Consider the following 22,439-nt stretch of genomic DNA (forward strand, 5'->3'; position numbering starts at 1 on the left):
GGTCCGCGGGCGATCAGGCGTTGCCGCGTAGTTCCTGCTCGCGCTCGATGGCCTCGAAGAGCGCCTTGAAGTTGCCCTTGCCGAAGCCGAGCGACCCGTGCCGCTCGATGAGCTCGAAGAACACCGTAGGGCGGTCGCCGAGCGGGCGGGTGAAGATCTGCAGCAGGTAGCCGTCCTCGTCGCGGTCCACGAGGATGCCGCGCTTCTGCAGCTCCTCGATCGGCACCCGCACCTGCCCGATCCGCTCGCGCAGCTCGGCGTCCTCGTAGTAGGTGTCGGGGGTCGCAAGGAACTGCACGCCTCGTGCGCTCAGCACGTCGACGGTCTGCAGGATGTCGTTGGTGGCGAGCGCGATGTGCTGAGCACCCGCGCCGTCGTAGAACTCCAGGAACTCATCGATCTGGCTCTTGCGCTTGCCAGGGGCCGGCTCGTTGAGGGGGAACTTGACCCGGTGGTTGCCGCTCGCGACGACCTTCGACATCAGCGCGGAGTAGTCCGTGGCGATGTCCTCGCCGATGAACTCGGCCATGTTGGTGAAGCCCATGACGCGGTTGTAGTAGTCCACCCACTCGTCCATCGCGCCGAGCTCCACGTTGCCGACCACGTGGTCGACCGCCTGGAACAGGCGCTTGGGCGAGCCCTCCGGGTGCACGACCTGGGTGGTGCGCTCAACGTAGCCGGGCAGGTAGACGCCCTTGTACGCCGACCGGTCCACCAGCGTGTGGCGGGTGTCGCCGTACGCCGCGATGGACGCCATGCGCACCGTGCCGTGCTCGTCGGTGAGGTCGTGCGGCTCCTCCAGGATGGTCGCTCCGACCTTGCGCGCGTGCTCGATGCAACGGTCGACGTCGGTGACCTGCAGGGCGATGTCGCTGATGCCGTCACCGTGCTTGGCATGGTGATCGACGAGAGGCCCGCCCGGTCGCACGGACCCCTCGATCACGAAACGCGCCGCGCCCGAACGCAGTACGAAGGACGTCTTGGACCGTTCCCCTGTCTCCGGCCCCGCATAGGCGACCAACTCCATGCCGTAGACGACCTGCATCAGCTGCGCCGTCGCGGTGGCGTTGCCGACCACCCACACCAGCGCATCCCATCCCACGATGGGGAAGTTGTCGGCGGACGCGTCGTAGTCCACCAACCCGACCAGCTTCTCGAGCTGCTCGTGGCTGAGCCCGGCCAACTGCTCCTGGTCGGTGAGGGTGTCCTGGATCGTCATCGCGCCTCCATGCGGTTCGTGCTGTGTGGCAGGTCACAGCCATTCCACCGCTTGTCGCAGTCGGTGCGCAAGTCAGGCTCTCTCGGCTGCCTCGATTGCGCAATCAGCGCGCTGCTCACACACTCTCACTATGCAGAATGCGCATCCGGATGCCCGCCCGCTATTGGACGACCTCGACGTCACCCTGCTGGAGCTGCTGACCGAGCATCCGCGCATCGGCGTGCTGGAGCTGTCCAGGATGGTCGGGGTCACTCGCGCCACCGTCGGCGCCAGGATGGACAAGCTGCGCGCATCCGGGGTCGTCACCGGGTACGGCCCGCAGCTCGACGTGGTCGCGGCGGGCTACCCGGTGCAGGCGATGGTGACCCTGGAGATCGCCCAGGGCGACCTCGACACGGTGACAGCGCTGCTGCAGGAGATGCCCGGCGTGCTGGAGGCGTACTCGACGACCGGCACCGGCGACGTCGTGGTCCGCCTCGCCGCCGCGTCGAACGACGACCTGCAGCAGTCACTGCTCGTGCTCGGCCAGTCCGAGGCGGTACGCCGCTCGACCTCGGTCGTCGTCCTCGCGACAGTCGTCAGCGCACGCGCCCTGCCGCTCCTGCGCCGCGACGTACCGCCGACGCGCACGTCGACCAGCCTCCGCTGAATCCGGTCGACGCGACATCGCGGACGACGGCCGGCACGCCCGCGTGGTGCAACGGATCATCAGCGATAGGTGAGGTCGCACAGTCATTGCTGCGCGGACGGCTCAAGGTCTCCCGTGATCGCTGTGCACCTCCGCCGGAAGGCCGATACTTCACACATGATGCGTCGTGCATGGTGGGTCCTCGGCCTCGTGCTGGTGGGCGGTGGCATCGCCCTGGCGCTGTCGTCTCAGGCCGGCCCGAGCGATTTCGGTTGGTTCGCCTACGCGCCGCTGGACGACGGCTCCGGTGGGCGACTTGGCACGAGTGGTTCCTGGTGGGACGGGTCGGCGTCGATCGTGACCCGATGGCAGATCGTCGGCTGTGTCGTCGCCGTCATCGGGCTGATGGTCCTCGCCGCGGGCATCGGTTTCCGTCTGGGACGGCGCCGGGCAGCTCCCGAGGAGCGGGTGTAACGCTCCACCATCGAGTGCCGCGGAATCGAACGCGTCAGGGTCCGAACGCCCACGCGACCATTCGGGGGAACTCGGCCGCCCAGAAGGGGTCGCCGTGTCCGCCGACCCGCTCGACCATCACGACCTCCGCACCGGCATCCCGCAGCGCGTCCGCCCAGCGGATCGCGTTGTCACGGAAGAACGGCTCCCGCGTCCCGGCGACGAGGTAGGTGCGTGGCAGGACACGCGGCATCACGTCGGGCGGGCGGTAGCCGCAGCCCGGGGACGCGGAGAACACCGCACCGTAGACATCCGGGCGACGAAGCCCCATGGCGATCGAGAACTCCCCACTCGCCGACACACCGCACACCGCGGTCCGCTCGGCCGGCATCGTGATACCGAAGCGCGACCGCACCCACCGGCGGATGTCCTGCATGAAGAACTTCTCGTGCGCCGCGAACCGCTGCTCGTCGAAAGGCGGCGAGTACTCACGGATGCGCACCATCTCGTCCTCGTCGTCCGTTCGGTGCGCGCCGACGATCATGGTGGGCCGCACATCAGCCGCCTCGAGGTACGCGCCCCACTGCGGATCAGCTGCCCGTCGCCGGCGAACACCACCGCCTCGGGCGGATCCGGCGGCACGTGCACCGGACCTGTCGGCCCCGTCGTAGTCGAAGGTCACCGTGACGTGCTCCTCAGCGATCGGATCGGCCCGCGGGGCATCTGAACCGCTCACGCCTACAACCGCTTCAGACTTCGATCGTCAGGCCGGGGGTGGCCACGGCGATCTCCCCGGAGAACTCTCGGCGGGCCGCGTGCTCCAACCGGTTGGGACTCATGCCCGGCCATACGTGGCACAACACGAGCCGGCCGACCCCTGCTCCGGCGGCGAGCGCCCCTCGGTCGCGGGCGCTGCTCAGTCCGTCGGCCGACTCTTCGGGCACCTCGTCGACGAAGCTCGCCTCGGCCAGGAGGACGTCGGCACCACGAGCCAGGTCGACGGCCTGAGGACTCGCGCCCGCATCGCCGGTGTAAGCGAGCAGGCGGCCACCGACGCTGAGTCGTATCGCGAGGTTCGTGACGAAGTGCGGCAGCTCGACCGGAGCCACCGTGAACGGACCGATCACCGCCTCCTGACCAGGCACGAGGTCGGTCAAGGTCCAGTCGTCGACCAGCATCGGCCCGTCGAGACCGAGCAGCGGCCCGAGCGCGCCGGACGGTGCGTGGATCGGCAGCGCGGCGGGTGGGTCGTCAGCGAGGTGCCGCGCGCGGAGCAACGGGTTGAGGTCGGCGCAGTGATCGGCGTGACCGTGAGTGACCAGCGCGGCGTCGACATCCTCGGGCGCGACGTACTCCACGAGGCGGGACATGGTGCCGTGCCCGGGATCCACCAGCAGGCGAAAACCATCCTGCTCGACCAGGTAACCGCTGCACGGCCGTTCCGGGGTGGGGTAGGCACCACCGCCTCCCAGTATCGTCAGCCTCATTGGTGGAGGCTACGCCGGTCACGGCGCTTCACGCGTGGCCCCGGTCACGCCACGGGAGGGGGCCAGGGCACCGCCGCCGACCGCTCGAAGCCGCGGCTCGGACGAGCGGATCCGCTTGCAGCAAAAGGCGTTGTGGTCGGCCGGGTGTCAACCGATCTCAATCGGTGCTGTCGAGAATCAGTCGGACTGCTTCGTGGGGCGCGTCCCATTGTGGGAAGTGACCGCACCGCTCGAACCAGTGCAGCTCGGCGTCGGGGAACAGTTCCGTAGCGCGTGCGGCCTGGCTCGGCAGGGTCACCAGATCACGGCGCCCCCACCCGATCGTGACCCGACCGGGCACGGTGCCCGCCGGGGCGCCTTGTTGCTTGGGCCCCTTGATCAGGGCGTTCAAGGCGGCACCGGTCGACGGGGAGTCGGCCAACCCGCGCACGTCCGGCAGCACAGTCTCGGGCGAGAGCGCCCATGGCCGAGCCGACAATTGCGCCAGCAGAAGAGTCCTTCCCGCCGAGCTGCCGAGCAGTGATGGCAGCCTGCCCCGCAGCACTCGGACCAGCGCGATCGACGGCCGCAGCGTGGCGCCGAAGACAGCGACCTCGCGGTCGCTCCAGAAGCCGCCCGGGTCCAACGCCACGGTGTCGCCGCCGACTCCGCGCCGCGCGAGCTCCAGCACCATTCGGCCGCCCATGGACTGGCCGACGGTGGAGATCCCGTCCAGCCCTTGCTCGCGGATGAAGTCCGCAACGGAGTCGGTGAGGGTGGCGATCGACACCTCGCCGGTCAGCGGTGGCGTCTCTCCGAACCCCGGTAGATCGACGGCGATGACTTCACGGTGCTCGGCCAATTCGTCGAGGATCGGGGCCCAGGACTGCCCTCCGGCGCCCAGACCGTGCACGAGCAACAACGGGGCGCCGCTTCCGCGGCGAACATAATTTAACGTCACGTCCAGGACGCTACCCCGCTCGAGTCCCGGCGCGCTGGTCACCGACAGCGGGCCCCGGCTCGACGACCACGGCTGCAACGCCACAGCCGAAAGACGTCGGTAGAAGGACCGCGGTTCGATGAAGGCGCTTGTGGGTACTGTCATGACGGCGGCAATCCTCGACGCCGTCACCTAGCCCGACCGGGTCGCAGTCGGCGAGATCCTTCTCCGCTCCAGCGAACAGAACGCAGCCGTTGCGGACGCGTCCGGACCACATGGCATCAACATCAAGGAGACACTCACGTGTTCGACAAGAAGACCAACATCGCCTCGCAGGAAGCCTTCGGCGAGGCGGTCAACACCGGCAACCTGAACGCGTTCGACCAGCTCGTCGCGCCCGGCGCCGTCGACCACGACCCCGCACCCGGCCAGGGCACCGGCCCCGAGGGCTTCAAGGCGATGTTCACCGACATGCGGACCGCGTTCCCCGATCTGCACGTCGAGGTCGAGACCCTGGTCGCCGACGACGACCAGGTCGCGTTCGCGTACACGCTGACCGGGACGCACAACGGCCCCTTCCAGGGCCACGACGCCACGGGCAAGGCGTTCCAGGTACGCGGGGTTCAGATCAGCAAGTTCGCCGACGGCAAGCTCGTCGAACGATGGGGCAGCAGCGACGAGCTCGGCATGATGACCCAGCTCGGCCTGGCCTGACCCTGTCGCACGACACCCGCCGACTCACAGCGCTGATGGTCTCCGATGGAAGAGGAGTTCCGTCATGCCGAACGGGTTCCTACGCGGCGCGATCACCGGGGCGACAGGCACGACCGCACTCGACGCGACGACGTACCTGGACGTGGCTGTCCGCGGACGAGGCACGAGTACGGCACCGAAGGATCTGGTGGAGGCGGCGGCGGGCAGCGCCGGCGTCGCCATCCCCCGAACGGGTGACAAGCGGGGCAACCTCCCCACCGACGACACGTAAGCCGGCTTCACGCGAGCCCGGCGTGCGCGAGCGACGCCCGCACGCTCGAGTGGTCATGAACCACGGATGGGGTGCTGGCTGTGGTGCGCTTTGCCGGCGTGCAGTTGAAGCGCGCTGGTGACGAGCGGGAAGTGACTGAACGCCTGAGGGGTGTTGCCAGTTGGCGGCCGGTGGCTGGATCCCATTCTTCGCTCAGCAGGCCGACGTCGTTACGCAGGTCCAGGAGCCGCTCGAAGAGTTCGGTGGCCTGTTCCTGTCGTCCAGCGAGGTGCAGGGCGTCGACGAGCCAGAAGGAGCAGGCGAGGAACATCCCTTCCCCACCGGTGAGTCCATCGTCGGAGCCCGTGGTGTTGTAGCGCTTGACCAGCCCGTCCTCGGTGAGCTCGTTCTGGATCGCGGTGATCGTGCCGAGCACTCGGGGGTCGTTCGGGGGCAGGAATCCGACGCGGGGGATCATCAACAGACTGGCGTCCAGGCCGGGTGCGCCGTACGACTGGGTGAAGGTGTTGCGAGCGCCGTCGAAACCATGGGCGAGCACGTCGTCGTGGATGGTGGCGCGCAGGGCCTCCCACTTCTCGACCGGTCCGTGCAGATCGGGGTGTGAGCGGACGGCGGTGGCCATCCGGTCGGCGGCGACCCAGGCCATGACCTTCGAGTGAGTGAAGTGGCGGCGGGCACCGCGCATCTCCCAGAGGCCGTTGTCGGGCTGGTTCCAGTTGCCCTCCAGGTGCTCCATCAGTGCGGTCTGCAGGTCCCAGGCGTCGTCGTGGTCGGCGAGACCGGCGTTGCGAGCCAGCGCGAGACCGTCGAGGGTCTCCCCCCACACGTCGAGCTGAAGCTGATCGGAGGCGGCGTTGCCGGTACGAACGGGCGTGCTGCCTTCGTACCCGGCCAGCCACGGGAGTTCGGCTTCGGGTAGTCGGCGCGTGCCGTCCAGGGAGTACATGATCTGCAGGTCGGCGGGGTCGCCGGCCACCGCGCGTAGCAACCATTCCCGCCAAGCCCTGGCCTCGTCGAGGTACCCGGCGGAGATCAACGCCTGGAGGGTGTAGGTGGAATCGCGCAACCAGCAGTAGCGGTAGTCCCAGTTGCGCGGACCCCCGATCTGTTCTGGCAGTGAGGTGGTGGCCGCTGCCACGATCCCACCGGTCGGTTGGTAGGTCAGGGCCTTCAGGGTGAGCAGCGATCGGCGTATCGCCTGGCGGTAGGGACCGATCACCGGCGTACCACGCTCGGCCCAGTCCGACCAGAACGTCGTCGTGTCGACCAGGGCCTGCTCGGCGTCGACGGTCTTCGGCGGGGGAAGGTGGCTCGGATTCCAGGTCAACACGAACGGCACCCGGTCCCCAGCCCGGACGGTGAACTCCGACACGGTGGCCAGGTCACGGCCGACTGTCGGCGCAGGAGTGCGCAACCGGACCCGGTCCGGGCCGGCGATCGCCTCCATCCGGTCACCGTGATGACGGACCCATGGCATCACCCGCCCGTAGTCGAACCGCAACCGCAGCTCGGACCGCATCGCGACCGAGCCCGAGACACCCTCCACGATGCGGACCACATCGGGTGCGTGCCCGCGCGGAGGCATGAAGTCGATGACGCGCACCGTCCCCTCCTGGCTGCGCCACTCGGTCTCCAACACCAGGGTCTCTTCGACGTATCTGCGGGTGCTGCAGACCCCGCCCGTCGCGGGCGCGAGAAGCCAATGACCGGCGTCGGGAGTGTCCACCAGCGCGGCGAAACAGGCGGGAGAATCGAAGGCCGGCAGGCACAACCAATCGATCGACCCGGTCGTACTGACCAGGGCAGCGGTCTGCAGATCTCCCAGTAAGGCGTAATCCTCGATGCGGCTCACCGACTGATCGTGCCAGCCGCTTGCCCTCTACGGGGTCGGGTTCGTTCCTGGGTGCGCGTTCAGCCCCTGTGAAACAGTCGCACCGCCGTGATGCAGGTGCTGTCGTCATCAACTGATTGCGTGCATCGGCTGAGTGGCACGTCACCGAAACCCGGTCAGCACCTCGACCACCACTGGGAGTTCTCATGATGTTGCAAGGCAAATCGATCGTCGTCACCGGCGGTAACAGCGGTATCGGGGAGGCGATCGTGCTGGCCGCAGCTGCGGAGGGTGCGAACGTGGTCATCGACTACGTCGCAGACCCGCAGGAGACCACCGCACTGATCGCCAAGGTCGAGGCGGCCGGGGGCCACGCCGTCGGAGTCCAGGCTGACATCACCCAGGCAGCCGACCTGCAGAAGATGATGCAGACGGCCGTGAGCACCTACGGACGCCTGGACGTGCTGGTCAACAACGCCGGCGTGGAGACGCGCACCTCCCTGCTGGAGACCACCGAGGCCGACTTCGACAAGGTCATGGCGATCAACATGCGCAGCGCGTTCTTCGGGGCCCAGGCCGCGGCGAAGCAGTTCGTCGCCCAAGGCGGGGGTGGGCTGATCCTCAACATCTCCTCGGTCCACGAGGATTGGCCGATGCCGGGCAACATCGCCTACTGCGTTTCCAAGGGCGGGATGCGGATGCTGACCCGCACGGCCGGCGTCGAGCTCGGCGCACACGACATCAGAATGATCAACATCGCTCCTGGGGCCGTCTCCACCCCCATCAACGCCTCCACCGAGGCCGATCCCGACAAGATGAAAGCACTCGATGCGGCCATCCCCCTGGGGCGGATGGCGAAGTCGTCGGAGATCGCCGACGTCGCGGTGTTCCTGGCCTCCGGGAAGGCCGGCTATATGACCGCCACCACCGTCGTCGTCGACGGCGGAATCATGCAGGGCAGCGTCGGTCTATGAGTCACGACGTGCTCATCCGACTCTTCGGCAACCCCGGCTGAACGCCCGCATTGATCCCATCAGCATCGGAGACTCCAGCACGGGGTGGTTGGCACTGGGCACCCTGGGCGTGCGAATTCCTCGGCACCGCACTCCTCTTGGTTGGCGGCCTGTCCGCGGTGTTCCTGGATTTCGGGCCGTCCAGCCCGGTGGTCGGGCATCTGCCCAGCACGTCGGCGCGGCTGCTGTTGACCGGGTTGCTCTTCGCCGGCACCGGCAGCCTGGTCGCAATCAGCCCCTTGGGACGGCGTAGCGGGGCGCACCTGAATCCTGCTGTCACCCTTGCGTTCTGGACCCAACGCAAAGTGCATCCTCACGACCTCGCTGGATACATCGCCGCCCAACTGTTGGGAGCGATCGCCGCTGCGGCCGGACTGCGCCTGGCGTGGGGACATACCGCGCGGGTACTGCACCTGGGCGCGACCCAGCCGGGCCACGGACTGAATGCCCTCGGTGCGGCGGGCCTCGAGATGCTCATGACAGCCGCCCTGGTGCTCATGATCTTCTTCTTCACCTCTCACACCCGCACCGCACGATGGACGCCGATGGGCAACTGGGTGCTCGTCGCAGCCCTCGTGTGGCAGGGCGCCCCGTACACCGGCACCAGCCTCAACCCGGCCCGCAGCCTCGCCCCTGCCCTCCTCGCCCCCCAGCTGAACGACCTGTGGGTCTACCTCCTCGGTCCCCTGACCGGGGCGCTCCTCGCCGCAGTGGTGTTCGCCGCGTTCAGAGACACCACCCCACTGACCGCCAAGCTGTTCCACGATCCCCGTTACCCCAGCACACTCGCCAGCACCCTGCCCACCTCGCCGACCCGGTAGTCGCACGCCGCGGCGCACCGGCTTCACGCCAGCGGCAGCACCCGGTGAGCACGGGTCAGGGGATGAGGATCGCGCGGCCGCGGACCCTTCCGTTGTCCAGGTCGTCGATGGCCTTCTGGAAGTCGTCCAGCGGGTACTTCGCGGTGTGCAGCGTGACGTTGCCCTGCGCGGCGAGCGCCATCAGCTCGACCAGGTCGTTGTAACTGCCGACCAGGTTGCCGATGATGTTGACCTCGGTGGAGACCAGGTCGATCGTCGGCACGTCGATGTTCTCGCCGTACCCCACGATCAGATAGTCGCCGCCCTGCCGGGTCATCGCGATGCCCTCCTTGGTCGAGCCACCCTCGCCGACGAAGTCGATGACGACCTCTGCGCCCTTGCCGCCGGTCAGCTCCATGACCTGGTCGACCTGACTGCCGTCGCCGACCACCGCGTGATCCGCGCCGATCGACAGCGCGAGCTTCACCGCGTCGGGATTGCGGTCGACGACGATCAGTTCGGCCGGTGAGATGGCGTGCATGACCTGAATCCCGATGTGCCCCAGGCCTCCTGCGCCGATCACCACGCACTTGTCGCCGGCCCGTAGGCGCAGCGCCGCCTTGGCCGCGGCGTGGTACGCCGTGAGCCCGGCGTCCGCGAGCGCCGCGACGTCGGCAGGCTCGAGCGCGTCGTCGATCCGCACGCAGCTGCGCGCCGAGGTCAGGAGGTACTCGGCGTACCCGCCGTTGGTGTCGATCCCGGGGAACTTCGAGTTCTCACAGTGCACGTCGTCACCGGCGCGGCACGCGCGGCACAGCCCGCAGGTGACCAGCGGATGCAGGATCACCTTGTCCCCCACCGCGACGTTCGTCACGGCGGACCCGATCGCGTCGACCCAGCCTGCGTTCTCGTGGCCGATCGTGTAGGGCAGCTCGACCTGCGACTTCTCGGCCCACTGCCCTTCCAGGATGTGCAGGTCGGTGCGGCACACCCCGGCCCCGCCGATCCGTACGACGACATCGTGCGGGCCGTCGGCGGTGGGCTTGTCGACTTCCCCCATCTCCAACGGCTGGTGGTAGCCGGTGACACGGACTGCTCTCACGGCGAGACCTCTTTCTCAGGACAGGACGGACAGGGGCAGCAGCGGGTGGGCCTCGTCGGCACGCGGGACCTGGTCGTCCTCCGCGCCGGGATAGCGGGTGGCGAGCAGCCCCCGGCAGAAGTGGGCGTTGCCGTCGACCGAGATGCGCACCGAACGCGCTCGCCGCAGAACGGGACTGGCCTGCTCGCGGGTCGGTCTGGTGCCGTCGTCGTTCAACAGCACCGGCGCGTCGGCGTCGACCGGCAGACCCAGGGTCTCGCGGCGGCGTACCAAGGCGTCCGTGCCCGGGTCATCCGGCAAATCGCTCAGGCGTACGTCGGCCAGGTCGGCCTCGGTGCGCATCGGGTCGGCGCGCAGGTACGCCGTGAGCGCACGCTCCATCGCCGCCGTGTGCGCCTTGCGCTGGAAGGTCGCCCGCAGCTCGTCCAGGTTGTCGAGCGCCTCGTGCTTGAAGGTGCCCCGGTAGCCGGCGCCGGCCGCGAGCCCGCGGTTGATCAGGTCGGAGTCGTGGTGGTCGTCCAGCTCGACAACCACGTGCTCCACCCCGTCGACCGCGGACACCGCGTCGTACGCGTCCGACACCATCAGCCACGCGAAGTTCGGCGAGCAGAACGACGTCGGCAACCGCAGGTGCACCTCCACGCGCCGGCCGTCGACCGCCAGCGACGCCACGAACCCCAGGTCGGTGACCGGTTCGTCGAGCTCGGGATCGATCACGGTGTCGAGCGCGCGGCGGACGTCGTCGTGCCGCGCTCCGGTGAGTAGCGCGCCCATCCCGTCAGACCGAGGCCAGGTCGGCGGACTCCGGCTCGCGCGGGCCGGTCTTGGTCTCGTCGGCGTCCGGCAGCTGCAGCTCGGCGGGCACCGGGATGTCGTAGAGCTTCGCGGCGTTGAGGCCGAGGATCTTCTTCTTCTGATCGACGGTCAGCTGTCCGTACTCCGTCATGTCGGCGGGGATCTGGAAGTCCACGAACATCTCGACCAGCCACTTCGGGGTCCAGAGCGCGTAGTCGCTGGAGTAGAAGATGCGGTCCTCGCCGAGCCAGTAGATGAGCTCGCCGATGATCTGGGCGAAGTACCGCGGCCGGGTGTGCATGAACGGGATCGCGACGGCGAGCCCGGCGTAGACGTTGGGCTCCTGGGTGGCGATCCAGCAGAAGTCCTCCAGCCGCGGTAGGCCACAGTGCTCGACCACGAAGTTGAGGTCGGTGAAGTCGGTCGCCGCGTGGTCCACGTCGGAGACGTCGAACGCGTCCCGGTCCAGGGGGCGGATCGTCGGGCCCTTGTGCACGTGGATGTTCTTGATGCCGAGCTCCTGGCAGAGCTCGAAGTACCGGTAGGCCCACGCGTCGGACAGCTTGTAGCCGCGCGAGTCCCCGTGCCACTCGGCGGTGTAGAGCTTCACGCCCTGGAGGTCGAAGCGCTCCGCGTCGGCTCGCAGCTGGTCCAGGCCGGCCTCGCCGTTGCGCGGGTCGAAGCTGTGGTTGTAGGTGAGCTTGTCCGGGTGTGCCTTCGTCAGCGCGGACGCCTCGTCGGTCTGCCCGAAGCCGTTCTTGTAGAACTCGCCCAGGTAGGCGGGCTGGAAGATCGCGTGGTCGACGTACCCGTCCTCGAACAGGTCCTTCATCAGCCGGTCGCCGCCCTGGTAGAGGTAGTCCTCGTACGGCCAGACCTCCGACTCCGGGCTGAGATTGCGGTGGTAGTCGTAGAAGCAGTCGATGAACTGTTTGCCGTGCACGTTGAGCTGGTTCTCCGGGCGGGCATCCCACAGCGCCACGTGCGCATCGAGGATGAAGTAGTTCTCGCCGTCCTTGGTGTACATGGATCCTCCTAGACCTGGGGTTCGCAGCAGCAGGGGACAACGCGCGCGAACGGGTTCACACTGGAGACGCTAGGTGTGATGCACGCCACACCGACCAGGTGCGGTGTCTCACTTTGAGACAGGGTGCGAAGGGCACGTCCGTGGGCGAAGAACTCTCCGGCTCAGGTCCGGGCGGACTGCTCGGATCAGGCAGGTCAGGTCGGATGCGCGCGTCCTGGGCCCGCAGCGAGCAGTACGGCGTCTCCCCCGAGGAGGTCGCCGAGGTGTACGCCGACGAGTTGCCGACCGGGTCGCTCTTCTTCGAGTGCGGCGCTCGGGTGCTGCAGGGGCTGCGCACCACGCTCGCCGACGAGCCGGTCGGTGTGATGCTCACCGACCCGCACGGGCTCGTCCTCACCCGCTGGTCCGACGACAGCCGCATCGAGCACTCGCTGGACCGGGTGCACCTGGCGCCCGGTTTCTACTACGACGAGCGGACGGCGGGGACCAACGGCCTGGCACTGGCCCTCGCTGATCAGGTGCCGGCCCTGGTCCGCGGAGGCGACCACTACGTGGCGCCGCTGCGCCGGTACACCTGCGCGGCCGCCCCCGTGATGGACCCTGGCGACGGGCGGCTGCTCGGCTGCATCAACCTCACGACCTGGTCGCAGACCTCCTCGCACCTGCTGCTCGCCCTCGCGCAATCGGCGTCCGCGAACACCACGTCGCTGATGCAGGTGCGCAGCGTGGGCCTGCACGAGCAACCCGCGCCGCGCGGCGAGGTCTTCCACGTGCTCACCGGCGAGCGCCCGCTCGGCGCGGAGGACCCGTGCGTCTCGATCGGGTGGAGCGCCGCTCGCGCCGAGACCATAGCGGCGCTGGCGACGGGAGGCCTGGTGGCGGTCGTCGGCGAGTCGGGCAGCGGACGTACGACGCTCGCGATGCTCGGCAGGCGCGCGGGCAACCGTCGGGGCAGGGTGCTGGTCGCCCGAGCGCCTCGACCGTCGGACGTCTCCGGCTGGATGGCGCTGTGGTCACCGGAGCTGCGGGCCGACGACATCGGGGTCGTGGTCTCAGCGGCAGACACCCTGCCGTCCTGGGCGGCCGCGCAGTTGGTGGCGGACGCCGGAGGCCGGGATCGGCGCCCGCATCCCCTCACCGTCACCGCCAGGTCGTACGAGACGATCCCCAGCCCGTTGAGGGAGGCCGTGCACACGGTGGTCGAGGCGCCGCCGCTGCGGCACCGCGCCGATGACGTGGCGCCGCTGGCGGCGTTCTTCGCGCGGCAGTTGCGCCACCGCGACGTCGGCTTCACACCGCGGGCGATGCGGGCGCTCGGCGCCGCATCGTGGCCGGGCAATGTCGCGGAGCTGCGCACGGTCGTCCGCGACGCCGCCGCGCGCAGCGACCTGGTCGACGTCCGCCACCTGCCGGCCGGGGTGGTGAGCGGGGGCGACCACGTGCTGACCCGGATCGAGGCCTTCGAGCGGGATGAGATCGTGCGGTGCCTGGCGGCGCCGGGCGCGACCGTCGCGCACGCGGCGACCGAGCTTGGGATGTCGCGCGCGACCCTCTACCGCAAGATCTCCCGATACCGGATCGCGCTCTGATCCCGCGGTTACAGTCGATCGATGATCTTCATCGTGGTCAAGTGGACCGTCCGGCCCGAATCCGCGTCGCGGTGGTTGGACATCGTGGACGATTTCACGCAAGCGACCCGCGCCGAGGACGGGTGCCTCTTCTTCGAGTGGAGCCGCAGCGTGGACGCCGACAACGTCTTCACCCTGGTGGAGGCGTTCGAGGACTCCGATGCCGGCGCACGGCACGTGCAGAGCGAGCACTTCAAGACGGCGACCGCGATGCTCGGCGACCATGTCGCATCGACACCGCAGATCGTCAATTTCGAGACGCCGCAGCATGGTTGGGGCGAGATGGGCGAGGTCACCCCTACCTCCGCGTAGGGGACCGTGGACCGCGCCGGAGCTTGAGCGTCGTTCCTCGACCTTTTCGGGACTCGCCGACGCGGTTGGCACGACGCAGGCGTCGACTCGACCATCATTCCTGACACAGGGGTCGGGGGCCGTCAGCGTCCACCTGAGACACACAGTGCAAAGGCATGTCACCACACGTCGAGGTGGTGGACCATGGGTCTGAGCTGCAGCCGTGTTCGACGCGGCTCGGACTGACGAACACGACCGGGAGGTTTGTATGTTTGAACAAGCGTTGGCGGATCTGGACGTTGCGGAGTTCTGGCGCAAGGGGTACGCGATCCTGCCCGACGTCTACACCGACGCGGAGGTCGAGCAGATGCGCTCGGAGGTGCGCGAGCACTGCGGGTCCGGCGGTGGGGAGCTGGCGACCTCGCCGATGCGGCACGTCCTCGCCGACGGTCGGATGGCCGCGGTCGCGAAGAAGCTCCTGGACACCGACGAGGTCTTGTACGGCGGTGACAGCTCGGCCACCATCAACGGCGTCATCCGTGCCTGGCACAAGGACAACACCGACCGCCTGGACCCGGACGCGCCCGACTGGGACGACCGGTACACGCAGCTGCGATTCGGCATCTACCTGCAGGACCACACCGAACACACCGGCGGGCTCAACCTGAAGGTCGGGTCGCAGGACATCTGCGACCTGGAGACCGGACCGACGCTCTACTGCCAGAACAGCCCGAACGACCTGTTGGTGTGGAGCATGCGGATGACCCACTCCGGCGCGGGCACGCTGCTCAAGGACCCGAGCGCGCGGTTCCCCGAGCCGGACGAGTGGAACGCCTTCCCGCCGGAGGAGATCGCACCCGCCCACGACGAGCGGATGGCCGTCTTCGCCCACCTCGGCGCGAACGACAAGCACGGGCGCCGGTACTTGGACTACCTCAAGACCCGCACCTACATCGTCGACGCGTGGCGCAAGCGGCCTTTCACCCCGCAGATCATCGATGAGCTCGCGGCGGTCGGAATGGTCGTTCGCGACATGCCTGCCGAGGTCAAGGACGACAAGCGCGCGGGCTTGTCGAAGCTGTGGGCGCCGTACTGGTACCCGGGCAAGGCCGAGCCGGTGGCCGCCGCACCCGAGCCGGCCCCCGCCGCCGCTCCGGCTGCCGCCCCCGCACCGGCTCCCGCCGCCCCGTCGGGGACGGCCCCGAGCCAGGCGTTCGCGCGGCGCTACGGTCGCGCCGTCAAGCGCCGGGCCAGTGGGATGGTCTCGGGCGCGAAGCAGGGCTGGCACGACGCCGAACCGAAGGCCAAGAAGGCAGCGCGCGCCGGCCGGTAGCAGTCCCTCCGGCCACAGCTGCCGCATCGACAGCGAGCCGTCGGACGGTGACGTCCGACGGCTCGCTCTTTCGGTCAGTCCTGGATACGACGCCAGGGGTGAGCGGCCTCCACCTGCAACGCCAGGCGCAGCAGCAGTGCGTCGTCGCCGTGGGTGCCCGACACCATCGCGCCGATGGGCAGGCCGTCGGCGGTCTGGCCCACCGGCAGAGAGATCGCCGGCGCACCGGTCGCGTTGTGCAACGGGGTGAACGCGCACAGGTCGACGAGCCGTTCGAAGTGCAGCGCGGGATCGATGTCCGCGCCGAGGTAGCCCAGCTGGGGCGTCGTATCGGTCAGCACCGGCGACACGATCAGGTCCGGACCACGGTGCATCTGCACCCGTAAGACGACGTCGGAGGCGAGCAACCGCGTCAGCGAGACGGGCATCTTGAGCAGCCGCTTCCTGCCCTGCGCGCCCAGGTACTTGGTGAGCCCCTCCAGCCGCTCGGGGTCGTACCCCTCGCCGAAGATCCGGTCCGTGCCGCTGGAGGCCAGCAGCCCGAGCAGCATCCAGTACGACGAGAAGTCGTCCTTGAAATAGGACGGCAGCTTCAGCTCGTAGGGTTCGACATGGTGGCCGAGGTCCTCCAGCTGGCGCACGAATCCTTCGATGGCAGTGCGGGTTTCAGGATCGGTGCGGGTCTGCACGGCCGGTGAGTCGATGAGCAGCCCGATGCGCAACGGCCTCGCCTGCGGCTGGTCGACCAGCCCCATCGGCTTGAGCAGCCGGTTGCGGTGCACCTGCTCGGCGGCCGCGAAGAAGCCGGCGACGTCGCGCACCGAGCGGGCCAGCACCGACTGGCTGACGACGCGTACGGGCATCACCCGGTCCGCGGTCTCGATCCGCAGCCTCCCACGGGTCGGTTTCAACCCGATCAGACCACAGGCGTGCGCGGGGATCCGGATGGAGCCACCGCCGTCGTTGCCGTGCGCGATCGGCACGACACCCGCCGCGACGTACGCCGCCGAACCACCCGAGCTGCCGCCGGAGGAGTACGACGTGTGCCACGGGTTGTGGGTGCTGTACTCGAGGGTCTCGGTCGAGCAGGTCCACCCGAATTCCGGCATCGTCGAGGTGCCGATCGGGATGAGCCCGGTCGCCCGGAACTGGCTCGCGACCGGGCCGTCCTTCGGGTGCGGGGTCATCGCGAACGCGCGAGACCCCTGGGTCATCGGCATCCCGCCGACCATGATGTTGTCCTTCAGCAGCGTCGGCACTCCGGCGAACGCGCCGCCGGCACCGTCGGCCGCCCGTTTGCGCGCCCGGTCGAAGTCCTCGAACCGCAGTCCGCTGAGGTGCTGCTCGACGGCCTCGCTGCGGGCGATCGCGGCATCGACCGCCTCGCTCGCGCTGATCGCGCCGGACGCGATGCGCGCCGCGACACCGGTGGCGTCGTCCTGCCCGAGAGCGTCGTCGGTGAAGGCATGCACCCGCTGCGTCGTGGTCTCCATCCGCTCAAGCTACCGGTGAGTACGCCGTCGTGGGCCCGGTTCACGGAGGCACGGCTAAGTCCGAGGGACGCAGGACGACGTCTGTCCCTCGGTCATACCTGCGTCACGGTGCAGGCCGCCAGGTGTCCGGACGCCCGAGCGCGACGACCTCGCGGTTGGTCAGCAGCGGCACGAGGCTGAGGAAGAGGAAGACCGACCCGGCAAGCATCGAGCCCACGTCGCCCAGGGCGATGATGAGGACACCGGCCACCGGAGGCGCCAGGGGCGCGAAGCCGAGCGCGACCAGCCCACTAGCAGCGTTCACCCGGGCCTGCAGGTGCTGCGGAGTGGCGTTCGAGATGTAGGCCGAGATGGCCGAGTTGTTCGCCGGGAGCAGCAGGAACCCGGCCGCGAAGAGCGCGCCTGTCACGACGACGTTGATGGTGAGACCCATCGGCGCCACGAGCAGTGCGAGTGCCAGGCCGGTCACGATCGTCAGCAGGCCGCTACGGAACCGGGCGACGATCGTGGGCGCGATGACGGCACCGAGGAGTCCTGCAGCGGCCGCGCAGGTGTCGACCAGCCCGATCGCTGCCGGCGTCACACCCGCCCGGACCAGGCGCAGGGTCACCGCCGTGAACACGTACGCCATCGCGAAGTTGAACAGCCCGCCCCACAGGAGCACGGACCGTACGACGTGGTGGTGCCAGACGAAGTGCACGCCCGCACGGGCGTCGGTCAGCAGGGAGTTGCCGGTGGGTGCATCGGACCGCAGATCGGTGCGCAGCCGGCTCGCTCCGGCGGCGTACGCCAGATAGCTGACGGTGTCGACCACGAACGGGACGCTGCGGGCGAGCGAGTAGAGCGCGCCGCCGAGCGGTGGGCCGACCAGGCTCGCGACGTGGTCGCGCGCCTGCAGTCGGGTGTAGGCCAGCGGCAGCTGTTCGGGCGGGACCACCTGGCGCACCGAGGCGGACGAAGCCGGGGCGAGGAACGAGTCGGCCAGTCCGAGCACGAGGCCGGCGATCATCAGATGGGCCAGCACGAGGTGGCCGAGCAGCTCCGCGGCGGCCAGACTCGCGACGGCGAGTGCGGCGGTCAGGTTGGCGAGGACGATGACCCGCCGCTTGGCCCACCGGTCGACCAGCGCGCCGGAGACCAGGCGGCCGGCCAGCTCTCCGACGAGCACGGACGTGGCCGCCACTCCCGCGAGGAGCGTGGACCCGGTGAGGGCGTAACCGATGAGCGGGAAGACCAGGCCGGTCATCGAGGAACCGATGGAGGATGCCGTCTGACCGAGCAGCAGGACCATGAACGCGTGGTTGCGGTGCAGCGGCCCCGGCTGTGCGTCGATGCTCATGCAGGTCAGCCCCCTCTCGACCGTCGTCGCAGCCTACGAGATGGCGGCTCCGGGTCAGTGCCGGATCGCGGCCAGGTCGCGCAGTCGGCGTACGCCGTCGGCGAACTGCTCGACGTCGGCGAGGTGGTCGGCCTCGATCGCGTCGCCGACCCATCGCAGCACCTCCGGAGGCGCCTGCTCGACGAACCTCACCAGTTCCTCGGGCGGCAACCGGAGCACCCGCCGGCACACCCTGGCGTTGGGCACGAAGTCATCGGCTCGCACGATCGCCAGCAGGTCGTCGAGCCCCTCGACCGCCGCGGCGTTGAGCATCGACTCCAGTTGCGGTGCCGTCGCGAACGCGGCGGCGTCGACCAGGTAGAGATGATCGATCCACCGCGCGCCGGCCGCGGTGAGGCAGGCGTTCATCGCGCGTTCGTGGGTCCCGGTGACGCGGATGTCGTCCAGGGTGACCACGAGTTCGCCGCGCAGGTCGGCGCCGTCCTCGACATACATGCAGTCGTCGCGCAGCGCGGCGTCACGATCCGCCGGGCTCATCGCCGCGTAGTCCCCGGGCGTGCGACCCGAGCGGTGCACCCGCAGCTCCCGCACCTGCATCCCCGGCACCAGCTCCACGAGCGCCTCGACGAAAGGGGCCACCAAGGCGGCCGCCGCCGGCGGGACCGCGGCGTATCCCGACCCCGTCACCCAGACGCGCGGGGTGGAGGACAGATCGTGGTGGTCGGCGTACTGCTGTGCGAGAAGCCGCGCGAATCGGGCTGCGATGGAACCGCTCCCGTGCTTGAACCTGCTGTACGACGCCGCCCCCACCGGGCTGTCCTCGCCGGGGAGCGCCGTGTCGCGGGGGTGCAGTCGTGCGAGGGCGTAGCGGAACTCGCCCAGTCCTGCCCGCAGCGTCGCGACCCCGGGTGCGTACGCATCGGCGAACGCGGCGCCGGTGGCGAGCACCCCGTCGTACATCTGCAGGAGCACCGGCTGCGGACAGCGCGCGACGAACTCGGCCAGATCGGGGCTGGCCAGCGCGAACTTCAGGAAGCGGATGGTGAGACAGAAGCGGTCGGCCTCGATCGCGGGGAGCAGGTCCAGCGGTGACTCGACTGCCGTGTGGTTGAGGACCCTCTCGACGTGCGGGGCGGCGGCCAGCCGCGGGGCGCATACCGCGACGTACGCCGGCAGCACCGTGACCGGGCCCGCCGTCGACAGCGCGGCCACGATCGTCTGCTCGGCCAGCCCGGTCACGCGGACGTCGTCGACGACCACGGCGACGCACCCGGCCAGCGACTCGCGCACCTCGAATCCGATGCCCGCCAGATCCGCACGTCGCTGGTGCTCACTGGAGGCGGCGTAGTCGCCGGCCGTGACCGAGTCCTTGCGCACGTGCACCAGGCGACCAGGGGGAAGCCCGCGGGAGGCACGCGCGTCGTCGACCACAGCCAGCGCCTCGGATGCCAGATACCAGCACGCAGGAGGCACGGCCAGGTACGCGACCGGGAAGACGGGCACGGCGTCGGCGAGCAGCTCGTCGCCGTGCTCGTGCAACAGGTGCCTGCCGAGGCGCACTCCGAGCCCGTGGATCGCGGCGCCGTCGCCGTGTTTCATCAGGGAGTACGCCGTGTGGTCGAAGTGATCGTGCTCGTCCAGGGACCGCACGTCCTCTGGTGTGCCCGTGAGGGTCCAGAGCGCTGTCGGTGTCGTCAGAGGCATGCCATCGTCTTCAGCCGCGCCGCGAGTGCCACCCCGTCGGTTTCGACGAGCAGGGTCTGCAGCCCGGCGGCCCGGGCTCCCTCGATGTCGGCGACAGGATTGTCGCCGACGTGCAGGACCTCTGCGGCGGGCACGCCGACCAGGCCCACCGCGACGTCGAAGATCTCGCGCGACGGTTTGGCGGCTCCCACCTCGTTCGAGAAGACCATCCCCAGATCCTCGGCGAAACCCGCGAGCCGCAGCAGCTTGCGCATCAACTCCCCCGGAAGCATGCCGGTGTTGCTGGTCAGCACCACCGGCATCCGCTCGGCGACCGCGCCCAGCAGACTCGGCAGCGATGGGGTCAACGGGCGCGGCGGACGGGCCGACGCGAGCTCGGCCTGGCGTCCCATGAGGTACGCCGATCGGTCACCGAGCGCGGCAGCACCGACCCCCAGCCGATCCAGGACGAGCCCGACCCGCTGGTCGAATCCGACGTCGCGGCCGGTCGCCATCGACAGCTCGTCGCCGTCCCGGTCGGCCGTGCGCAACGCGACGTCGAAGTCGCCCGCGGCGACGCCCGGAGCCAGCGCGGACCGCAACATCTCGTTGCGCGCCGGCTTGAACGACGGGTCGCTGCCGATCAACGTGCCCCAGATGTCCAGGCTGAGGGCGCGCGGGTGCCGGCTCAGATCGCCGAGAGGGCGAGCGGCACCAGTTCCTGCGCCACCCGGCCCTGACCCGGCTGACCGATGGCGGTGAAGCTCCAGCCGGAGCCGGAGCGGGTCAACTTGGCCATCACCATGGCGGTGTGCGGCCCCGTGCCCGTCAGCTCGTAGCGGACCAGCTCGGTGTCGCCGGCAGCGGAGTCGACCGCGCGGACGAAGGCGTTGTCGATCTCGGTGAAGTTCTCGCCGCTGTAGGAGTTGACCACGAAGACGATCTGCTCGACCGATCCCGCGACGGCCGGCAGGTCCACGATGATGGACTCGTCGTCGCCGTCGCCGGCGCCCGTGCGGTTGTCACCGGTGTGCTGGATCGAGCCGTCGCTCGAGCGCAGCTTGCCGAAGTAGACGATGTCGAGCACGTTGCCCGCGCCGATCAGGATGGCCGAGGCGTCCAGATCGATGTCGCGCTGCACCTGCTTGGTGCCACCGAACAGACCCTTCTTGGTGACGACCTTGGCGTCCCAGCCGAGGCCCATGCGCACCCGGGTGAGGGATCCGCCGTCCTGCTTGGCGAGGTTGACCGACTGGCCCTTGTTCAGGTTGATCGTCATTGGTTCGTTGCTCCGTTCACGGCAGACGCCGGTGTCTGGTCGATGGATTCGGTCGGGTGCTGGTCGTGGTCGTCGCGCTTCTTGTTCTCGCGCACCGAGGTGAGCCAGGCCGCGAGGATGAAGGCGATGCCGGTGCCGCCGATGACGACTTCGCCCAGGTGGAACTTGATGGTCAGGATCAACATGACCGCCAGTGCGCCGATGGCCCAGTGGGCGCCGTTCTCCAGGTAGCGATACTCGGCGAGAGTGCCGTTGCGCACCAGGTACACGGTCAGCGAGCGGACCGCGAGCGCCCCGACGCCGAGGCCCATGGCGATGATGATCGGGTCCGGGGTGATCGCGAAGGCCCCGATGACGCCGTCGAAGGAGAACGTCGCGTCGAGCACCTCCAGGAAGAAGAAGAGCGACAGCGCGGCCTTGCCGGCGAGCAGGATGGTGCCGCGGGCGTTGGTCTGCTGCTCCAACTGCTCGTCCTTGGCCGCCTCCTGGTCCTCCATCACCGAGGACAGACCGTTCACGGCGAGGTAGAGCACGATGCCGAGCACGCCGGAGAAGAGCACGGTCGCCTTCTCGCCTCCAGTGGTGAGGAACTCGGCCGCGACCAGCAGTCCGATGCCGGCCACGATGACCCCGAGCATGTCGAGGGCACCGATCCGCTGCAGCGCCCGCTCGATCGGGCCGAGCCAGTGCACTTCCTTGTCACCGTCAAACATGAAGTCCAGGAAGAGCAGCAGCAGGAACATCCCGCCGAACGCCGCGATGGCCGGGTGGGCCTGGTCGAGGATGTAGCCGTAGGTGCCGGGAGTGTTGTGGTCGCCGCGTTCGAGCGCGAGGTGCACGGCCTGCACGGGGCTGATCTGCCCGGAGAGGCAGACGATGACGAACGGGAAGATCAGCCGCATGCCGAAGACGGCGACGAGCACACCGACGGTCAGGAACATCTTCTGCCAGAACTCGTTCATCTTCTCCAGGTACTTGGCGTTGACCGCCGCGTTGTCGAAGGAGAAGACGATCTCCAGCACGATCAGGATCGCGGTCAGCGAGACCGCGTCGACCCCGTCGTAGAAGAAAGCGATGACGAGCACGACCGCGGCGACGATGAAATCGACACGGAAGTGTTTGAGCGTGGACATG

Annotated in this window: 22 protein-coding genes and 1 pseudogene; 9 read left to right on the forward strand and 14 right to left on the reverse strand. The window is 69.0% G+C overall.

The window, feature by feature from the left end:
- Positions 1 to 13: 13 nt before the first annotated feature.
- Entirely contained in the window at positions 14 to 1,219 is a 1,206-nt protein-coding gene (hppD, locus tag LVQ62_RS03155) for a 4-hydroxyphenylpyruvate dioxygenase (protein WP_233764886.1), read from the reverse strand.
- A 130-nt stretch (positions 1,220 to 1,349) separates the two neighbouring features.
- Between hppD and LVQ62_RS03160 the strand changes: the two genes are divergently transcribed.
- Both LVQ62_RS03160 and LVQ62_RS03165 read left to right on the forward strand, forming a co-directional pair.
- On the forward strand, positions 1,350 to 1,868 hold the full coding sequence (locus tag LVQ62_RS03160; protein WP_233764888.1) for an Lrp/AsnC family transcriptional regulator: 519 nt from the start codon (positions 1,350 to 1,352) through the stop codon (positions 1,866 to 1,868).
- A gap of 156 nt (positions 1,869 to 2,024) precedes the next feature.
- Positions 2,025 to 2,321 (forward strand): hypothetical protein, encoded by a 297-nt coding sequence (locus tag LVQ62_RS03165; RefSeq protein WP_233764890.1) that lies wholly within the window; start codon positions 2,025 to 2,027, stop codon positions 2,319 to 2,321.
- A 34-nt stretch (positions 2,322 to 2,355) separates the two neighbouring features.
- Here LVQ62_RS03165 and LVQ62_RS03170 read toward each other — a convergent pair whose 3' ends face one another.
- The 3 genes from LVQ62_RS03170 to LVQ62_RS03180 form a co-directional block, all read right to left on the reverse strand.
- On the reverse strand, positions 2,356 to 3,036 hold the full coding sequence (locus tag LVQ62_RS03170) for an esterase family protein (protein WP_233764892.1): 681 nt from the start codon (positions 3,034 to 3,036) through the stop codon (positions 2,356 to 2,358).
- 13 nt (positions 3,037 to 3,049) lie between these two features.
- The gene (locus LVQ62_RS03175) at positions 3,050 to 3,787 is read right to left on the reverse strand and encodes an MBL fold metallo-hydrolase (RefSeq protein WP_233764895.1); all 738 of its coding nucleotides are present in this window, start codon (positions 3,785 to 3,787) and stop codon (positions 3,050 to 3,052) included.
- 157 nt (positions 3,788 to 3,944) lie between these two features.
- Positions 3,945 to 4,871 carry an alpha/beta fold hydrolase gene (locus LVQ62_RS03180; protein WP_233764901.1) on the reverse strand — a complete coding sequence of 309 codons (927 nt, stop codon included), beginning with the start codon at positions 4,869 to 4,871 and terminating at the stop codon, positions 3,945 to 3,947.
- Positions 4,872 to 5,009: 138 nt separating this feature from the next.
- Between LVQ62_RS03180 and LVQ62_RS03185 the strand changes: the two genes are divergently transcribed.
- Complete coding sequence (locus tag LVQ62_RS03185) at positions 5,010 to 5,420, forward strand: ester cyclase (RefSeq protein ID WP_233764903.1); 411 nt, start codon at positions 5,010 to 5,012, stop codon at positions 5,418 to 5,420.
- Between the two features lie 64 nt (positions 5,421 to 5,484).
- Positions 5,485 to 5,691 carry a hypothetical protein gene (locus tag LVQ62_RS03190; protein WP_233764905.1) on the forward strand — a complete coding sequence of 69 codons (207 nt, stop codon included), beginning with the start codon at positions 5,485 to 5,487 and terminating at the stop codon, positions 5,689 to 5,691.
- 53 nt (positions 5,692 to 5,744) lie between these two features.
- On the opposite strand, the pseudogene LVQ62_RS03195 reads toward LVQ62_RS03190, so the two are convergent.
- Positions 5,745 to 7,543, reverse strand: a pseudogene (locus LVQ62_RS03195) (glycoside hydrolase family 15 protein).
- A 185-nt stretch (positions 7,544 to 7,728) separates the two neighbouring features.
- On the opposite strand from LVQ62_RS03195, the gene LVQ62_RS03200 reads away from it, so the two are divergent.
- Together LVQ62_RS03200 and LVQ62_RS03205 are read left to right on the forward strand one after the other, a co-directional pair.
- Positions 7,729 to 8,496, forward strand: a complete 768-nt coding sequence (locus LVQ62_RS03200; protein WP_233764907.1) for an SDR family NAD(P)-dependent oxidoreductase — start codon at positions 7,729 to 7,731, stop codon at positions 8,494 to 8,496.
- Positions 8,497 to 8,546: 50 nt separating this feature from the next.
- Positions 8,547 to 9,356 carry an MIP/aquaporin family protein gene (locus LVQ62_RS03205; RefSeq protein WP_255696511.1) on the forward strand — a complete coding sequence of 270 codons (810 nt, stop codon included), beginning with the start codon at positions 8,547 to 8,549 and terminating at the stop codon, positions 9,354 to 9,356.
- A gap of 55 nt (positions 9,357 to 9,411) precedes the next feature.
- On the opposite strand, the gene LVQ62_RS03210 is transcribed toward LVQ62_RS03205, so the two are convergent.
- From LVQ62_RS03210 to LVQ62_RS03220, 3 genes are read right to left on the reverse strand one after another with little or no spacing between them, the layout of a single operon-like run.
- A complete protein-coding gene (locus LVQ62_RS03210; protein ID WP_304504482.1) occupies positions 9,412 to 10,395 on the reverse strand; it encodes an NAD(P)-dependent alcohol dehydrogenase in 984 nt (327 codons plus the stop codon).
- A gap of 57 nt (positions 10,396 to 10,452) precedes the next feature.
- Positions 10,453 to 11,211 carry an iron-sulfur cluster assembly protein gene (locus LVQ62_RS03215; protein WP_233764913.1) on the reverse strand — a complete coding sequence of 253 codons (759 nt, stop codon included), beginning with the start codon at positions 11,209 to 11,211 and terminating at the stop codon, positions 10,453 to 10,455.
- A gap of 4 nt (positions 11,212 to 11,215) precedes the next feature.
- The gene (locus LVQ62_RS03220) at positions 11,216 to 12,259 is read right to left on the reverse strand and encodes an amidohydrolase family protein (protein WP_233764915.1); all 1,044 of its coding nucleotides are present in this window, start codon (positions 12,257 to 12,259) and stop codon (positions 11,216 to 11,218) included.
- Between the two features lie 203 nt (positions 12,260 to 12,462).
- Here LVQ62_RS03220 and LVQ62_RS03225 point away from each other — a divergent pair, with 203 nt between their 5' ends.
- From LVQ62_RS03225 to LVQ62_RS03235, 3 genes are all read left to right on the forward strand, one after another.
- The gene (locus LVQ62_RS03225; protein WP_233764917.1) at positions 12,463 to 13,848 is read left to right on the forward strand and encodes a helix-turn-helix domain-containing protein; all 1,386 of its coding nucleotides are present in this window, start codon (positions 12,463 to 12,465) and stop codon (positions 13,846 to 13,848) included.
- A 21-nt stretch (positions 13,849 to 13,869) separates the two neighbouring features.
- On the forward strand, positions 13,870 to 14,199 hold the full coding sequence (locus tag LVQ62_RS03230; protein ID WP_179478085.1) for a putative quinol monooxygenase: 330 nt from the start codon (positions 13,870 to 13,872) through the stop codon (positions 14,197 to 14,199).
- A gap of 247 nt (positions 14,200 to 14,446) precedes the next feature.
- A complete protein-coding gene (locus LVQ62_RS03235; protein WP_233764919.1) occupies positions 14,447 to 15,511 on the forward strand; it encodes a phytanoyl-CoA dioxygenase family protein in 1,065 nt (354 codons plus the stop codon).
- A gap of 74 nt (positions 15,512 to 15,585) precedes the next feature.
- Here LVQ62_RS03235 and LVQ62_RS03240 read toward each other — a convergent pair whose 3' ends face one another.
- The 6 genes from LVQ62_RS03240 to LVQ62_RS03265 all read right to left on the reverse strand — a co-directional run bounded on the left by LVQ62_RS03240 (position 15,586) and on the right by LVQ62_RS03265 (position 22,438).
- A complete protein-coding gene (locus tag LVQ62_RS03240) occupies positions 15,586 to 17,004 on the reverse strand; it encodes an amidase (RefSeq protein ID WP_233764921.1) in 1,419 nt (472 codons plus the stop codon).
- 103 nt (positions 17,005 to 17,107) lie between these two features.
- Entirely contained in the window at positions 17,108 to 18,343 is a 1,236-nt protein-coding gene (locus LVQ62_RS03245) for an MFS transporter (protein WP_233764931.1), read from the reverse strand.
- Positions 18,344 to 18,397: 54 nt separating this feature from the next.
- Positions 18,398 to 20,047, reverse strand: coding sequence for a phosphoribosyltransferase family protein (locus LVQ62_RS03250; RefSeq protein ID WP_233764933.1), 1,650 nt, complete (start codon positions 20,045 to 20,047; stop codon positions 18,398 to 18,400).
- Positions 20,038 to 20,796, reverse strand: coding sequence for an HAD family hydrolase (locus tag LVQ62_RS03255; protein ID WP_370639698.1), 759 nt, complete (start codon positions 20,794 to 20,796; stop codon positions 20,038 to 20,040). Before LVQ62_RS03255 ends, LVQ62_RS03250 begins: the two co-directional genes overlap by 10 nt.
- Positions 20,715 to 21,305 (reverse strand): TerD family protein, encoded by a 591-nt coding sequence (locus LVQ62_RS03260; RefSeq protein WP_233764937.1) that lies wholly within the window; start codon positions 21,303 to 21,305, stop codon positions 20,715 to 20,717. The genes LVQ62_RS03255 and LVQ62_RS03260 overlap by 82 nt, the downstream gene beginning before the upstream one ends.
- Entirely contained in the window at positions 21,302 to 22,438 is a 1,137-nt protein-coding gene (locus tag LVQ62_RS03265) for a DUF475 domain-containing protein (RefSeq protein ID WP_233764939.1), read from the reverse strand. The genes LVQ62_RS03260 and LVQ62_RS03265 overlap by 4 nt, the downstream gene beginning before the upstream one ends.
- Between the last annotated feature and the right edge of the window lies 1 nt (position 22,439).

The sequence above is a fragment of the Allobranchiibius sp. GilTou73 genome, from assembly GCF_021391335.1.
Lineage (GTDB): Bacteria > Actinomycetota > Actinomycetes > Actinomycetales > Dermatophilaceae > Allobranchiibius > Allobranchiibius huperziae.

What these genes read in the sequence shown, in the direction of transcription:
- hppD (WP_233764886.1), bottom strand. Translation starts at nt 1,219, where the DNA reads ATGACGATCCAGGACACCCTCACCGACCAGGAGCAGTTGGCCGGGCTC.
- LVQ62_RS03160 (WP_233764888.1), top strand. Translation starts at nt 1,350, where the DNA reads ATGCAGAATGCGCATCCGGATGCCCGCCCGCTATTGGACGACCTCGAC.
- LVQ62_RS03165 (WP_233764890.1), top strand. Translation starts at nt 2,025, where the DNA reads ATGATGCGTCGTGCATGGTGGGTCCTCGGCCTCGTGCTGGTGGGCGGT.
- LVQ62_RS03175 (WP_233764895.1), bottom strand. Translation starts at nt 3,787, where the DNA reads ATGAGGCTGACGATACTGGGAGGCGGTGGTGCCTACCCCACCCCGGAA.
- LVQ62_RS03180 (WP_233764901.1), bottom strand. Translation starts at nt 4,871, where the DNA reads ATGACAGTACCCACAAGCGCCTTCATCGAACCGCGGTCCTTCTACCGA.
- LVQ62_RS03190 (WP_233764905.1), top strand. Translation starts at nt 5,485, where the DNA reads ATGCCGAACGGGTTCCTACGCGGCGCGATCACCGGGGCGACAGGCACG.
- LVQ62_RS03200 (WP_233764907.1), top strand. Translation starts at nt 7,729, where the DNA reads ATGATGTTGCAAGGCAAATCGATCGTCGTCACCGGCGGTAACAGCGGT.
- LVQ62_RS03210 (WP_304504482.1), bottom strand. Translation starts at nt 10,395, where the DNA reads ATGGGGGAAGTCGACAAGCCCACCGCCGACGGCCCGCACGATGTCGTC.
- LVQ62_RS03215 (WP_233764913.1), bottom strand. Translation starts at nt 11,211, where the DNA reads ATGGGCGCGCTACTCACCGGAGCGCGGCACGACGACGTCCGCCGCGCG.
- LVQ62_RS03220 (WP_233764915.1), bottom strand. Translation starts at nt 12,259, where the DNA reads ATGTACACCAAGGACGGCGAGAACTACTTCATCCTCGATGCGCACGTG.
- LVQ62_RS03225 (WP_233764917.1), top strand. Translation starts at nt 12,463, where the DNA reads ATGCGCGCGTCCTGGGCCCGCAGCGAGCAGTACGGCGTCTCCCCCGAG.
- LVQ62_RS03230 (WP_179478085.1), top strand. Translation starts at nt 13,870, where the DNA reads ATGATCTTCATCGTGGTCAAGTGGACCGTCCGGCCCGAATCCGCGTCG.
- LVQ62_RS03235 (WP_233764919.1), top strand. Translation starts at nt 14,447, where the DNA reads ATGTTTGAACAAGCGTTGGCGGATCTGGACGTTGCGGAGTTCTGGCGC.
- LVQ62_RS03240 (WP_233764921.1), bottom strand. Translation starts at nt 17,004, where the DNA reads ATGGAGACCACGACGCAGCGGGTGCATGCCTTCACCGACGACGCTCTC.
- LVQ62_RS03245 (WP_233764931.1), bottom strand. Translation starts at nt 18,343, where the DNA reads ATGAGCATCGACGCACAGCCGGGGCCGCTGCACCGCAACCACGCGTTC.
- LVQ62_RS03250 (WP_233764933.1), bottom strand. Translation starts at nt 20,047, where the DNA reads ATGCCTCTGACGACACCGACAGCGCTCTGGACCCTCACGGGCACACCA.
- LVQ62_RS03260 (WP_233764937.1), bottom strand. Translation starts at nt 21,305, where the DNA reads ATGACGATCAACCTGAACAAGGGCCAGTCGGTCAACCTCGCCAAGCAG.
- LVQ62_RS03265 (WP_233764939.1), bottom strand. Translation starts at nt 22,438, where the DNA reads ATGTCCACGCTCAAACACTTCCGTGTCGATTTCATCGTCGCCGCGGTC.